The sequence below is a fragment of the Blautia coccoides genome, from assembly GCF_034355335.1.
GTDB classification, from domain to species: domain Bacteria; phylum Bacillota; class Clostridia; order Lachnospirales; family Lachnospiraceae; genus Blautia; species Blautia producta.
The window spans coordinates 3,539,095-3,551,968 of record NZ_CP136422.1 but is presented as its reverse complement, the minus strand read 5'-3'; the positions used below and the strand labels follow the sequence as shown (position 1 = coordinate 3,551,968).

Sequence of the window (12,874 nt, the reverse complement as noted above, 5' to 3'; positions counted from 1 at the left end):
AATAAAGGAGCCTGCAATGGCAAAAATAATTATTATCGGCGGCGGGGCTGCCGGCATGTTCGCATCTGTATTTCTGGCTGAGAAGGGTCATCAGGTGCATGTGTTTGAAAAAAATGAAAAATTAGGAAAAAAGCTTTTTATTACAGGAAAAGGGCGCTGTAATGTGACAAATGACTGTGACCCGGAGACTTTTTTTGAATCGGTGGTTTCCAATCCCAAATTTCTGTACAGTGCCTATTACGGGTACACCAGCCAGGATGTGATGGACTTTTTTACCTCTCTGGGCGTTAAGCTGAAGACGGAGAGGGGGAACCGGGTATTTCCGGTATCTGATCACTCCTCGGATATTATCAGGGCACTGGAACAGCGGATGCAGGCCGCAGGCGTAAAAGTGCACCTGCACGCTGAGGCGGAAAATCTGCTTTTGGAAGACGGACGCGCTGTGGGGATCCGGCTTGCGGACGGTGCCGAGATCACCGGGGATAAGGTGATCGTGGCCTGCGGAGGGTATTCTTATCAGGCTACCGGCTCCACCGGGGACGGCTATCGCTTTGCAAAAGAGTCCGGTCATACCGTGACAGAGCTTTTCCCGGCTCTGGTGCCTCTGGAGGTCAGTGAGACGTATGTGAGCCGGATGCAGGGACTGGCATTGAAAAATGTGCGTTTCACGGTGAAGGATGGAAAAAAGGTGCTCTATGATGAGTTTGGAGAACTTCTTTTTACACATTTCGGCATATCCGGCCCGTTGGTGCTGACGGCCAGTTCAAAGATTGCCAAAAGGCTGAAAAAGAAGGAATTGCAGGGGTATATTGATGTAAAAGCAGCACTTTCAGAGGAGCAGCTTGATGCCAGGATCCTTCGGGATTTTGAGGAGAACAAAAACCGGCAGTTTAAAAATTCCGTGGGAAGTCTGTTCCCGGCTAAGATGGAGCCTGTTATGCTGGAACTCTCTGGGATTCCTCCGGAGAAAAAGGTCAATGAGATCACCAGGGAGGAGAGGCGGCATTTTGTCTCTCTGATCAAAGCGTTTCCTCTGACCATTACCGGGCTTCGGGATTTCAAGGAGGCCATCATTACCCAGGGGGGTGTGAAGACCGGCGAGATCCAGCCGGGGAGCATGGAGTCGAAAAGAATACAGGGCCTCTATTTTATCGGAGAGGTTCTGGATCTGGATGCGCTGACCGGCGGGTTTAATCTGCAGATTGCCTGGTCTACGGCTTTCGCGGCTGCCTCATCCATAAATGAAAGTATATAATAAGAGTCACAAAGGAGATGTAAAACAAAATGGCATTTAATATTGCGATCGATGGTCCAGCAGGTGCAGGCAAGAGCACCATAGCCAGGGCGCTTGCGAAAAGGCTTTCCTACATTTATGTGGATACAGGAGCCATGTACCGCGCTATGGCCCTCTATCTGCTGAGGGAAAATATAAGCGCAGATGACAGCGGCAGGATAGAAAAAGCCTGTGAAAGTGTGGATATCTCTATTATACATGAGGACGGTGTCCAGAAGGTGCTTCTGAACGGCGAGGATGTAAGCAGTCTTATACGGAGCGAGGAGGTGGGCAATATGGCCTCCGCAAGCGCGCAAAACGGCAGGATCCGGGAAAAACTGGTGGAGCTTCAGAGACAGCTTGCGGCTAAGACGGATGTGGTCATGGACGGAAGGGATATCGGTACCTGTGTACTGCCGGATGCAGACGTTAAAATATATCTGACAGCCAGTGTCCATACAAGAGCCGTGAGACGCTTTAAAGAATATCTGGAAAAGGGTATGGAGGCAGATCTGGCACAAATAGAGGCGGATATTGAGAAACGGGATCATCAGGACATGAGCCGGGAAATCTCGCCGCTTAAAAAGGCAGAGGATGCGGTTCTTCTGGATTCCTCCGATATGACCATTGAGGAGGTTCTGGATGCCATGACCGCTGTCTGCGGCAAGAAAAAAAGCTGAAGGAGTTGCTATGGAAGTAAAGACAGCCAAGAGCGCCGGCTTTTGCTTCGGTGTGAAACGGGCAGTGGAAAAAGTATACGAGGTTGCAGGAGAGAAGGAATCTCCTGTTTATACTTACGGGCCTATCATTCACAACGAGGAGGTTGTGGAAGATCTGGAAAAACGAGGTGTGTCGGTTCTGAACAGCGAGGAGGAGCTTCTGGCCCTCACAGAGGGAACTGTCATCATCCGTTCCCACGGGGTGCCTAAAAAGATTTACCAGCTTCTCAGGGAAAAGGGACTGGATTATGTGGATGTGACCTGCCCCTTTGTGCTGAAGATACACAGGATCGTGGAGCGTGAAAGCCGTGCGGGACGTCATATCGTCATAATCGGGAACAGAGACCACCCGGAAGTGGAGGGAATCCGCGGCTGGTGTGATGGACCCTCCACTGTGATAAAAACCAGGGAAGAAGCTGAAAATTTCCTCCGGGAAGGCCACGAAAATGTATGTATTGTATCGCAGACGACATTTAATTACAAGAATTTTCAAGAACTAGTTGAAATTTTAGCCAAAAAGAGGTATGATAGACTTGTTTTAAATACGATTTGCAATGCAACCAATGAGCGACAGGCAGAAGCGGCAGAGATTGCAAAGACAGTAGACGCCATGATTGTCATAGGAGGCAAACATAGTTCGAACACCCAAAAGCTGTTCGAGATATGTAAAGGCGTATGTAAAAACACATACTTTATACAGACACTTGCTGACTTGGATTCTGATAGTTTTCGATCCATTCAATGTGTAGGTATTACAGCAGGGGCTTCAACCCCAAATAAAATAATTGAGGAGGTTTCAAAACATGTCAGAATTAAGTTTTGAACAGATGTTAGACGAATCATTTAAGACAATCAGAAATGGGGAGGTAGTCGAAGGTACTATCATCGGTGTTAAAGAAGATGAGATTATCCTGAACATTGGCTATAAAGCAGATGGTATCATCACAAGAAACGAATATTCCAACGATTCTAATCTTGACCTGACTACTGTAGTTTCCGTAGGAGACACCATGGAGGCAAAGGTTCTGAAAGTCAACGACGGCGAAGGACAGGTTCTCTTAACTTATAAGAGACTGGCTGCTGAGAAAGGCAATAAGAGACTGGAGGAAGCTTTTGAAAATAAAGAAGTCCTGACAGCAAAAGTTACACAGGTTCTGGATGGCGGATTAAGTGTTGTCTTAGATGAGGCAAGAGTGTTCATTCCGGCAAGTCTGGTATCCGATTCTTATGAAAAAGACCTGACAAAATATCAGGATCAGGAAATTGAATTTGTGATCACAGAGTTCAACCCGAGAAGACGCCGTATCATTGGTGACCGCAAACAGCTTCTGATGGCTAAAAAAGCTGAAATGCAGAAAGAGCTGTTCGAGAGGATCCATCCGGGTGATGTGGTTGAGGGTACGATCAAAAATGTAACAGATTTTGGTGCTTTCATTGATTTAGGCGGAGCTGACGGACTGCTTCACATCTCTGAGATGTCCTGGGGCAGAGTGGAGAACCCGAAAAAGGTATTCAAAGCCGGCGAGTCTATCAAAGTGCTGATCAAAGATATCAACGGCGACAAGATCGCTCTGAGTCTGAAATTCGAGGATCAGAATCCATGGCTGGATGCAGCAGAGAAATACGCTGCAGGCAACATTGTAGAAGGCAGAATCGCACGTATGACAGATTTCGGTGCATTCATCGAGCTGGAGCCGGGTGTAGATGCTTTACTGCATGTATCCCAGATTTCCAGAGCACATGTGGACAAACCGTCTGATGTATTATCTGTGGGACAGATCGTTACCGCTAAAGTTGTGGATTTCAATGGCGAAGAGAAGAAGATCAGCCTGAGCATGAAAGCTCTGGAGCCTGCTTCCGAAGACAGAGAAGAAGACGCTTACGATACAGAAGAATAAGATATATGAATTCTAAAGGCAGAATTGCTGTGTGCATTTTTGCCCCGGAACATAAAAGACCGGCAGCGGAGTCAATTCGCTGCCGGTCTTATTTCCGATTTATCAGATGTGCACCTGGCTTTTCAGATATTCAAGCAGATAGGATTTCTGCATCTCCTGATTTTGAAGAAAACTGTCTGTCCACTGGATGTAAGAGTCGCCGGATTCATAAGACTCCTTGAGCACAGGCATACAGGGCGTGCCGAAAGCGCGGAGAAAATAGCCGCTCACCCTTTTACAGCAGTTGGAAGCTTTGGCCTTTTCCCGGCAGGAAGGGTCCACATATACCCCCACACTTTTGTGCACAGCCTCATCCTCCAGAGGAAGATAGTAATAATTTTTATAGTCAGCATAATAATATTTTAAAGTGCCTTCTAAAAGGGGCATTTTCATTTTGCAGCAGTCCTTTTCCAGAGTAACGTAAGCACAGGGCAGAGAAAAAGAGAGCGGGACTGGAAATGAGAGGGGGAGCTTTACTGTGAAGAGGACTTCCTGGAGGAGACTTCCATCCATAGCTTTATCTGTTACTGCCAGAACAGAATGCACCCGGAATTCACCTCTGAAAAGAGCCAGAATAGCCCCGAAAGCCAGTAGACGGCCCATGCCCTCCACATCATCGTGGTTGTGAAGAAACAGGAGCTTTAAAAGGGATTCCTGGCCTGTTTTGGCATAGGTCCGGTAGACTTTTATCAGTTCTTTGCCGTCCATGGTATCCTGTCTTTTGTATCCTGCCAGAGGCTCCAAGGATTTCTGGCGGAAATTGGGGGTCTGCAAAAGCGGGCGGAATGGCCGAAGTATCCGGTACAGGTCAATGGAGACAGCGTCTGTGAAGGGCGCTGTAAGCCGGCAGCTTTGATATTTGTGCTGCAGGTAGGGAATGTCAAAGGTGCTGCCGTTAAAGTGCACGAAACAGCGTTTCTGGGCGCACAGGGACTGAAAGGCTTCCAGTACAGCGCGTTCTTCCTCCTCACTTTCCTCCTGGGCGAGAAACTGGATCATTTCCCACTTCCCCTCTGCGCACAGAGCTGCCCCGATCAGATATACACGGCTGTTTCTGTGGCTCAGTCCTGTTGTTTCAATGTCAAAAAATAAAATGTCTTCTTCCTGAATATCTGCGGGAAGAAAGAGTTTAGCATATTCTGGCATGAATTGATAATTAAATATCTTGTTTGTTAGCATTTTAACAATAACCTTTCTGATTGTATAAAAAATAATACGAAAAATAGCCAAATCATTGTAGCAGTTTTTTGAAAATAATGTTATATTATATAAAGACGTAGTAAATACCCAATGGGGCATCCTTTGACTTTATACACAGCAAATATATAACAGCCCGGATATCTGAGCTGTTATGGGCATCCACCCCTGCGAGATACTTGGCCGGGGCGGGATATCTGCAGTCACTACATATCCATATGGTCTGTACAGGAAACCGGCAGACCGGGCTGAATTGTTACGCAGGTATGCCTCAGAAGGGACATAAAAAGGAGGCGTCTATGGATTTTAAAGTTGCAGGAATCTCTCTGTATTATATCATAAGCTGGTTTTTTATCTATAGTTTTTTAGGATGGGTGTGGGAATCCTGCTACGTTTCCGTCAAATCAAGAAAACCTGTGAACAGAGGATTTATCAATGGTCCGTTCTGTACCATTTACGGCTTCGGTGCTGTCAGTGTCTATCTGATCCTGAAAAATTTCGATCAGGATCTTCTGGTGCTCTATATAGGAGGCGTGGTGGTTCCCACTGTACTGGAATTTATAACCGGATGGCTGATGGAGACGATCTTTCATACCAGATGGTGGGATTACAGCCGGAAAAAATTCAACCTGTACGGGTATATCTGTCTCGGTTCTTCCCTTGCCTGGGGTATCTTCACGATTTTGCTGTTCAAGGTGTTGCAGCCTTTTGTGGAATGGCTGACCGGCCTTTACCCTGTTTCCGTTGGAAAGATTGCAGTAAGTGCTGCGGCGATTTTGTATGGCGTGGATTTTGTCACCTCGGCAGTGGCGGCGTTCGGTATCAGCAAGAGACTAGCAAGGCTGGAAGACATGCTGGAGGATTTAACCGCATATCTGCAGACTACAAGATTATATGAGACAAAAGAAGAAATACGGGATAAACTGGAGGAGATCAGAGCATTTAATCTGGCCGATGCTGCGGAGAAGATCGGCATAAAGAAAGTAGAGTTTTCAAAATTACTGGAGGAACGCTTTTCTCTTTCTGAGAATTATATGGAAAAGAAGGCGGAACTGGAGAGGCGCATGGATGAATTCTCAGAGAAATATTTATCTGCAAGGAAGAAATCCAACATTGTGGGAAAGCGTATGATCCATGCTTATCCCGGACTGCGCGCAGAGTTCAGGCGCTATAAAGAAAGAAAAGCCAAAAAACATTAACTGGCTTCTTATATTATTCAATTAAAGGAGGGACTACACATGGCGTTTTTAACCTTTAAGGGCGGCATACACCCTTATGATGGAAAAGAACTGTCAAAAGACAAGCCTATAACGGATTACCTGCCGAAACAAGAGCTGGTCTATCCGTTATCACAGCACATAGGCGCACCTGCAAAGTCCATTGTGGAAAAGGGTGACCATGTACTGGCCGGGCAGAAAATTGCTGAGACGGGAGGTTTTGTTTCCTCACCCATTCACGCATCCGTTTCCGGTACCGTAACCGCGGTAGGCAAGGTTCGGAATAACATGGGTAATATGGTGGATGCCATTACCGTGGAGAATGATGGGAAATACGAGAGCATTGAAATGCAGAAAGTGGACTCTCTGGATTCTCTTTCCAAAGAGGAGATCATCAAAAGGATCCAGGACGGCGGTGTTGTCGGTATGGGCGGCGCAGGTTTTCCCACTCATGTGAAACTGTCTCCGAAGGAGCCGGACAAAATTGAGTATGTCCTGGTAAACGGAGCCGAGTGTGAACCATATCTGACATCAGATTACCGGCGGATGATGGAACAGCCTGATCTGGTGGTAGGCGGGCTGAAGTGCATGCTGAAGCTTTTTGACAACGCAAAGGGATGTATCTGCATTGAGGACAACAAACCGGACTGTATTGCAAAGATGACAGAGTTTGTGAAGGATGAGCCGCGTATAGAGGTGAAGACCCTCAAAACGAAATACCCTCAGGGCGCTGAGCGCTGTCTGATCAATGCTGTTACAGACAGAGAACTGAATTCCTCTATGCTTCCTGCGGATGTGGGATGCGTTGTGGATAACGTAGATACGGTTTGTGCTATCTGCAGGGCTGTTTTGGAGGGACGCCCTGTAATTGAGAAAATAGTCACTGTGACAGGGGACGGCATAGCTAATCCCCAGAACTTCCGTGTAAAGACCGGCACCAGTTTTGCGGAACTGATCGAGGCTGCCGGGGGCTTTAAAGGCACTGTGGAGAAAGTTGTTTCCGGCGGCCCTATGATGGGTTTTGCCATGTTTGATTATCATGTGCCCATTGTGAAAACTTCATCTGCCATTCTGTGTCTGTCAAAAGACGTGGTGGCGGCCAATGAAGAGTCGGCCTGTATCAACTGCGGACGCTGTGTCAGCGGATGTCCCGCAAGGCTTGTTCCCTCCCGTCTGGCAACTTATGCAGAAGAGGGACAGGAAGAACTGTTTGTGAAATTCAATGGTATGGAATGTGTGGAGTGCGGCTGCTGCAGCTTCGTCTGTCCGGCCAAAAGGCCTCTGACCCAGTCCGTCCGGTCCATGAGAAAAATGGTTCTTGCCAACAGGAAAAAGCCAAAGTAGGAGGAGAATAACATGAGTGACTTATTACATATTTCATCTTCGCCTCATGTGCGGTCGAAGGTGAGTACCAGCGGCATTATGGGCACGGTACTGCTCGCGCTGCTGCCGGCAGCTTTATTTGGTATCTATAATTTTGGGCCTCACGCGCTTTTGCTGATCCTCATATCTATGGCAACCTGCGTGGCTACTGAGGCTGTTTATGAACATTTTATGCATAAAAAGCTGACCATCAAAGATTACAGCGCTGCTGTGACAGGTCTTCTTCTGGCTCTGAACCTGCCGCCGTCCGCACCCTGGTGGATACCGGTCATCGGCGGGATATTCGCGATCCTGGTGGTAAAACAGCTTTTCGGCGGACTGGGACAGAACTTTATGAACCCGGCGCTTGCAGCCAGATGCTTTCTTTTGATCTCTTTCACAGGCAGGATGACAAATTTTGCCGTTCCCGAAAATGCCTGGGGCAAAGTGGTGGACACCGTATCAGGTGCTACCCCTCTGGCTGCCTTAAAAGCTGGAGAGAGTGTTGATGTTATGAGCCTGTTTCTGGGCAATGTACAGGGAACCATTGGTGAGACCTCTGCACTGGCTATTCTGATCGGCGCGGCTGTTCTGTTGGGAACAAAGGTCATTGACTGCAGGATCCCGCTTACCTATATCGGTACCTTTGCCGTGTTTGTACTGCTTTTCGGCGGACATGGTTTTGATATGAGCTATCTCGCAGCACATCTCTTCGGCGGCGGCCTGATGCTAGGTGCGTGGTTTATGGCGACCGATTATGTGACCACTCCGATCACGAAGAAAGGACAGCTGGTCTATGGTGTCTGTCTTGGTGTGTTTACCGGGCTTTTCCGTATTTTCGGCGGTTCAGCGGAAGGCGTTTCCTATGCCATCATTTTCTGTAATCTGCTGGTGCCTCTCATTGAGCGTGTCACCATGCCGGTTGCATTCGGAAAAGGAGGTAAGAAAGCATGAAAAAGAGCACGATTTTAAAAGATACGCTGATTCTTACCGCGATCACTTTGATTTCAGGCCTGCTTTTGGGTCTGGTTTATCAGATAACAAAAGATCCGATTGCCCAGCAGAAAGAGACGAAAAAGCAGGAAGCTTATATGGCTGTTTTCTCAGACGCGGATTCTTTTGAACCGTATATTGAGGCTGACGATGCCGATCTGTCCGCATATCTGGCGGAGAACGGCTATACTGCCCAGACAGTCAATGAAGTCATGAAAGCTGTTGACGCCCAGGGCGAAGTGCTGGGATATGCCATCAACATGACGACTTCCGAAGGTTACGGCGGAGATATTACATTTTCAATGGGAATAAAGAATGACGGTACCATGAACGGAATTGAAATCCTGGAAATCGGTGAGACTGCCGGCCTTGGCATGAATGCCCAAAAGGATGATTTCAAAAATCAGTTTAAAGATAAAAAAGTTGACAAATTTGAAGTGACCAAGACCGGGGCACAGACAGACAGCCAGATTGACGCCTTGAGCGGTGCAACTATCACGTCCAAGGCCATGACAGGCGGTGTCAATGCAGGTCTGTGTGCATTCCAGTATTGTGTAGAGGAGGCTGAATAGGATGAGAGAAAATTCACCTGCGGAGCGTCTGTATAACGGTATCATCAAGGAAAATCCTACCTTTGTTCTGGTACTGGGTATGTGTCCGACTCTGGCAGTTACAACAGCAGCCATCAACGGCATTGGCATGGGACTTACTACTACAGCGGTGCTCATGATGTCCAATCTGTTTATTTCCCTTCTCCGGAATATCATACCGGATAAGGTGCGTATGCCTGCGTATATTGTTATCGTGGCATCCTTTGTTACTGTGGTTGAGCTTTTGCTGGAAGGATTTATTCCTTCGCTTTATGATTCACTGGGAATCTATATTCCTCTTATTGTGGTAAACTGTATTATTCTGGGAAGAGCAGAATCCTTTGCATCTAAGAATACTCCGGTTGCTTCTATTTTCGACGGTATCGGTATGGGGCTTGGATTTACTGTCTCCATTACCATTCTGGCGGCATTCCGTGAGCTGATCGGTGCGGGAACCATATTTGGAAAGCAGATCATGCCGGGTGCTTATGAGCCGGCAACCATCTTCATCCTGGCACCGGGTGCCTTCTTCGTATTGGCATTTCTGGCGGCTCTGCGTGCCAGATCCCAGGATAGGAAGCCAAAAGAAGAGCAGCATCCAGTACACTGTATGGAAGGCGGCTGCGCAACCTGCGGCAACAAATCCTGCAGCGGCAAATTTTACGACAACACGGAGAAGAAATAGGAGGATAGGAGCATGAAAGAATTATTGATTATTGCGGTCGGCGCGGCGGTAGTAAACAACGTTGTGCTGAGCCAGTTCCTGGGATTGTGTCCGTTCTTCGGCGTTTCCAAGAAAATTGAGACGGCAGCCGGTATGGGCGGGGCAGTTGTCTTTGTTATCACCCTGTCCTCCCTGGTAACCAGTCTGATCTATAAGTATCTGCTGGCAAATCCCCATGTGAACATGCAGTTTCTGCAGACCATTGTATTCATTCTGGTCATTGCTGCCCTGGTACAGTTCGTGGAGATGTTCCTGAAAAAGTCTATGCCGGCGCTGTATCAGAGTCTGGGTGTTTATCTGCCTTTGATCACTACCAACTGTGCCGTTTTGGGTGTTGCGGTCATCAATGTGCAGAAGGAGTACAATGTGCTTCAGAGCACGGTAAATGGTTTTGCCACAGCCGTTGGCTTTACCATCTCCATTGTACTCATGGCAGGTCTTCGTGAGAAGATGGAATACAATGATATTCCGAAATATTTCCAGGGATTTCCCATGGTACTGTTGACAGCCGGTCTGATGGCCATTGCTTTCTTTGGCTTTTCCGGCATAATCTGAGGAGGCGCAAAATATGGTTACAGGAATTGTAATTGCGGCGGTTTTGGTAGGCGGCGTAGGCCTCTTTATCGGAGTCTTCCTGGGAGTAGCAGGAAAGAAATTTGCCGTAGAAGTAGATGAAAAAGAAATTTTAGTCAGGGAGGAGCTTCCGGGCAACAACTGCGGAGGCTGCGGATATCCGGGCTGTGACGGCCTTGCGGCAGCCATCGCAAAAGGAGAGGCACCTGTAAATGCCTGTCCCGTGGGCGGTGCACCCGTGGCAGCCAAGATTGGAGCTGTTATGGGCGAGGAAGTGGGAGACACAGTACGCATGACCGCATTTGTAAAATGTGCCGGTGACTGTGAAAAAACCACGGAATTATATGAATATACAGGTGTTTCGGACTGTAAGATGATTTCCCAGATGCAGAACGGCGGAGCAAAATCCTGCAGCTTTGGCTGTCTGGGCTCCGGCAGCTGCGTTAAGGTTTGTCCTTTTGACGCGGTACATATTGTGAACGGCATTGCCCAGGTGGACAAGGAAAAATGTAAGGCCTGCGGTAAATGTGTGGCCGTTTGCCCGAGACATTTGATCGAGCTGATCCCTTATGAGCAGCAGCACGCAGTGGCATGCAACTCCAGAGAAAAAGGAAAGGCTGTTATGAATGCCTGCAAGGTTGGCTGCATTGCCTGCAAAAAATGTGAGCGTGAGTGTCCGGCACAGGCGATTGCTATTGAGGACAATCTGGCACATATTGATCCAGAAAAGTGTACCAATTGCGGCAAGTGTCAGGAGACCTGCCCGAGGAAGATCATTTGCTGATGAATAAGAAACAAATCTATATTTTAATATGTCTGACAGCCGTCTGTCTCCTTATGGGCGGCTGCGGACAGAAGAAAAAAGACATGGTGTCAAAAAAGGGATTCTTTTTTGACACCATGATTTCTGTCTCCATCTATTGTGAAAGTAAAGAACAGGGAGAAAAGCTGCTGGATGAAGTGTTTGCCATGTGCGGCGGATATGAGAATACCTTCAGCAGAACAAAAGAGGAAAGTGAGCTTTACCGCCTGAACCACAGGACAGAAAATGAAGTGGCCGTGTCAGATGATCTGTACGCTCTGCTTGCCTGCGCGAAGGAGTATTATGATAAGACAGACGGAAGATTTGATATCTCTGTGGCCCCGCTGTCTGATATATGGGACTTTAAAAGCGAAAATCCGAAAGTCCCGGATGCGGGGCAGATCAAAAAGGTACTTGAAAAGGTGGATTATTCCCTGGTACATCTGGAACCGGATAATACAGTGCGGTTTGATGAGCAGGATACCATGCTGGATTTAGGCGCGCTGGCCAAGGGGTATATAGCGGACCGGCTTAAGGAATATCTGGTTTCCCAAGGTATTGAAAGGGGTTTTATCAATCTTGGAGGAAACGTGCTTACTATCGGGGAGAAGGAAGATGGAAGTCCCTGGGAGATTGGGATCCAGAAGCCTTTTGCTGAGAGAAATGAGATCGTGTCCTATGTGGACTCGGTGGGGACTTCTGTGGTGTCCTCAGGGATATATGAGAGGTATTTTGAAGTTGACGGGGAATTATACTATCATGTGCTGGACCCAAAGACAGGATATCCGGTGGAGACAGATCTGGCGCAGGTGACTGTTTTATCAGACAGTTCTCTGGAAGGGGATGCGCTCAGTACCAGTTGTTTGATATTGGGGTATGAAAAGGGGAGGAAGATGATTGAGGATAGTTCTGGGGTGGAGGCTGTGTTTGTGATGAAAGATGGGACGGTGGAGAAGACGGGTGGGGTGGAATTGAAAGAATAAGAGGGGGACGGAAAGTGCTTGCAGCGTGTTGGGGGGGGGGGGGCGGCGGGTGTGTATCCTTGGGCTCGAGATTCCAGAACCTCCGAGCTAACTGCATACAATAGAAAGTACGCTGTGCGAACTTCCTATTGTCGAGAACTGCGACTAAGACGTTCGCCAATGGGCTTGCGCCTAAGTCTTAGTAAGCAGTGGATCTCGTAGGACGTTGCTATTCAGCCTTTCGGCTTCATAGCAACAAAAGCATGCACACAGACTGCAAAAAACGCAGTCTGGCGCGTGGTTGCCTCGGGATTGCCTTGCAAATGCAAGGCAACACCTCGCGGGACAGAGGAAGGTTGAACTGTTACCGTAGAACCTTCCACTTAACCTCGCCCAAGGATACCTACCCTCCCGCCCCCAACACGCTGCAAGCACTTTCCTGGTATTGGCAGACCGCAGGGCTTTGGCAGCTCTTGTCCGGTCTTTTTTTCTGCCTATTATATCGACTGCGAACGTACATTTGCA

At 47.9% G+C, this 12,874-nt stretch carries 13 protein-coding genes; 12 read left to right on the top strand and 1 reads right to left on the bottom strand.

Annotation, left to right across the window (positions count from 1 at the left end):
• The first annotated feature begins 16 nt into the window (after positions 1-16).
• From BLCOC_RS15990 to rpsA, 4 genes are read left to right on the top strand one after another with little or no spacing between them, the layout of a single operon-like run.
• A complete protein-coding gene (locus tag BLCOC_RS15990) occupies positions 17-1,255 on the top strand; it encodes a BaiN/RdsA family NAD(P)/FAD-dependent oxidoreductase (RefSeq protein ID WP_115622750.1) in 1,239 nt (412 codons plus the stop codon).
• 29 nt (positions 1,256-1,284) lie between these two features.
• Positions 1,285-1,953, top strand: a complete 669-nt coding sequence (gene cmk, locus BLCOC_RS15985) for a (d)CMP kinase (RefSeq protein ID WP_115622749.1) — start codon at positions 1,285-1,287, stop codon at positions 1,951-1,953.
• A 10-nt stretch (positions 1,954-1,963) separates the two neighbouring features.
• On the top strand, positions 1,964-2,815 hold the full coding sequence (gene ispH, locus BLCOC_RS15980) for a 4-hydroxy-3-methylbut-2-enyl diphosphate reductase (protein ID WP_115622748.1): 852 nt from the start codon (positions 1,964-1,966) through the stop codon (positions 2,813-2,815).
• Positions 2,796-3,890: a 30S ribosomal protein S1 gene (gene rpsA, locus BLCOC_RS15975; RefSeq protein WP_018597981.1), complete on the top strand. Its 1,095-nt coding sequence runs from the start codon at positions 2,796-2,798 to the stop codon at positions 3,888-3,890. The genes ispH and rpsA overlap by 20 nt, the downstream gene beginning before the upstream one ends.
• Before the next feature lie 102 nt (positions 3,891-3,992).
• Here rpsA and BLCOC_RS15970 read toward each other — a convergent pair whose 3' ends face one another.
• Positions 3,993-5,108 (bottom strand): ribonuclease H-like domain-containing protein, encoded by a 1,116-nt coding sequence (locus BLCOC_RS15970; protein WP_165907270.1) that lies wholly within the window; start codon positions 5,106-5,108, stop codon positions 3,993-3,995.
• Between the two features lie 317 nt (positions 5,109-5,425).
• Between BLCOC_RS15970 and BLCOC_RS15965 the strand changes: the two genes are divergently transcribed.
• From BLCOC_RS15965 to BLCOC_RS15930, 8 genes are read left to right on the top strand one after another with little or no spacing between them, the layout of a single operon-like run.
• Positions 5,426-6,325, top strand: coding sequence for a putative ABC transporter permease (locus tag BLCOC_RS15965; RefSeq protein ID WP_115625420.1), 900 nt, complete (start codon positions 5,426-5,428; stop codon positions 6,323-6,325).
• A gap of 39 nt (positions 6,326-6,364) precedes the next feature.
• Complete coding sequence (rsxC, locus tag BLCOC_RS15960) at positions 6,365-7,687, top strand: electron transport complex subunit RsxC (protein ID WP_115622746.1); 1,323 nt, start codon at positions 6,365-6,367, stop codon at positions 7,685-7,687.
• A gap of 12 nt (positions 7,688-7,699) precedes the next feature.
• The gene (locus BLCOC_RS15955; protein ID WP_029468791.1) at positions 7,700-8,659 is read left to right on the top strand and encodes an RnfABCDGE type electron transport complex subunit D; all 960 of its coding nucleotides are present in this window, start codon (positions 7,700-7,702) and stop codon (positions 8,657-8,659) included.
• On the top strand, positions 8,656-9,270 hold the full coding sequence (locus tag BLCOC_RS15950; protein WP_018597986.1) for an RnfABCDGE type electron transport complex subunit G: 615 nt from the start codon (positions 8,656-8,658) through the stop codon (positions 9,268-9,270). The genes BLCOC_RS15955 and BLCOC_RS15950 overlap by 4 nt, the downstream gene beginning before the upstream one ends.
• Before the next feature lies 1 nt (position 9,271).
• Complete coding sequence (rsxE, locus tag BLCOC_RS15945) at positions 9,272-9,973, top strand: electron transport complex subunit RsxE (protein WP_029468792.1); 702 nt, start codon at positions 9,272-9,274, stop codon at positions 9,971-9,973.
• Positions 9,974-9,985: 12 nt separating this feature from the next.
• Positions 9,986-10,567 (top strand): electron transport complex protein RnfA, encoded by a 582-nt coding sequence (locus tag BLCOC_RS15940; RefSeq protein WP_018597988.1) that lies wholly within the window; start codon positions 9,986-9,988, stop codon positions 10,565-10,567.
• Positions 10,568-10,580: 13 nt separating this feature from the next.
• On the top strand, positions 10,581-11,369 hold the full coding sequence (locus tag BLCOC_RS15935) for an RnfABCDGE type electron transport complex subunit B (RefSeq protein WP_029468793.1): 789 nt from the start codon (positions 10,581-10,583) through the stop codon (positions 11,367-11,369).
• The gene (locus tag BLCOC_RS15930) at positions 11,369-12,370 is read left to right on the top strand and encodes an FAD:protein FMN transferase (protein ID WP_115622745.1); all 1,002 of its coding nucleotides are present in this window, start codon (positions 11,369-11,371) and stop codon (positions 12,368-12,370) included. Before BLCOC_RS15935 ends, BLCOC_RS15930 begins: the two co-directional genes overlap by 1 nt.
• Positions 12,371-12,874: the final 504 nt, after the last annotated feature.

Excerpts from the sequence above, each read along its gene's own strand:
- BLCOC_RS15990 (WP_115622750.1), top strand. The coding sequence starts at position 17 with ATGGCAAAAATAATTATTATCGGCGGCGGGGCTGCCGGCATGTTCGCA.
- cmk (WP_115622749.1), top strand. The coding sequence starts at position 1,285 with ATGGCATTTAATATTGCGATCGATGGTCCAGCAGGTGCAGGCAAGAGC.
- ispH (WP_115622748.1), top strand. The coding sequence starts at position 1,964 with ATGGAAGTAAAGACAGCCAAGAGCGCCGGCTTTTGCTTCGGTGTGAAA.
- rpsA (WP_018597981.1), top strand. The coding sequence starts at position 2,796 with ATGTCAGAATTAAGTTTTGAACAGATGTTAGACGAATCATTTAAGACA.
- BLCOC_RS15970 (WP_165907270.1), bottom strand. The coding sequence starts at position 5,108 with ATGCTAACAAACAAGATATTTAATTATCAATTCATGCCAGAATATGCT.
- BLCOC_RS15965 (WP_115625420.1), top strand. The coding sequence starts at position 5,426 with ATGGATTTTAAAGTTGCAGGAATCTCTCTGTATTATATCATAAGCTGG.
- rsxC (WP_115622746.1), top strand. The coding sequence starts at position 6,365 with ATGGCGTTTTTAACCTTTAAGGGCGGCATACACCCTTATGATGGAAAA.
- BLCOC_RS15955 (WP_029468791.1), top strand. The coding sequence starts at position 7,700 with ATGAGTGACTTATTACATATTTCATCTTCGCCTCATGTGCGGTCGAAG.
- BLCOC_RS15950 (WP_018597986.1), top strand. The coding sequence starts at position 8,656 with ATGAAAAAGAGCACGATTTTAAAAGATACGCTGATTCTTACCGCGATC.
- rsxE (WP_029468792.1), top strand. The coding sequence starts at position 9,272 with ATGAGAGAAAATTCACCTGCGGAGCGTCTGTATAACGGTATCATCAAG.
- BLCOC_RS15940 (WP_018597988.1), top strand. The coding sequence starts at position 9,986 with ATGAAAGAATTATTGATTATTGCGGTCGGCGCGGCGGTAGTAAACAAC.
- BLCOC_RS15935 (WP_029468793.1), top strand. The coding sequence starts at position 10,581 with ATGGTTACAGGAATTGTAATTGCGGCGGTTTTGGTAGGCGGCGTAGGC.
- BLCOC_RS15930 (WP_115622745.1), top strand. The coding sequence starts at position 11,369 with ATGAATAAGAAACAAATCTATATTTTAATATGTCTGACAGCCGTCTGT.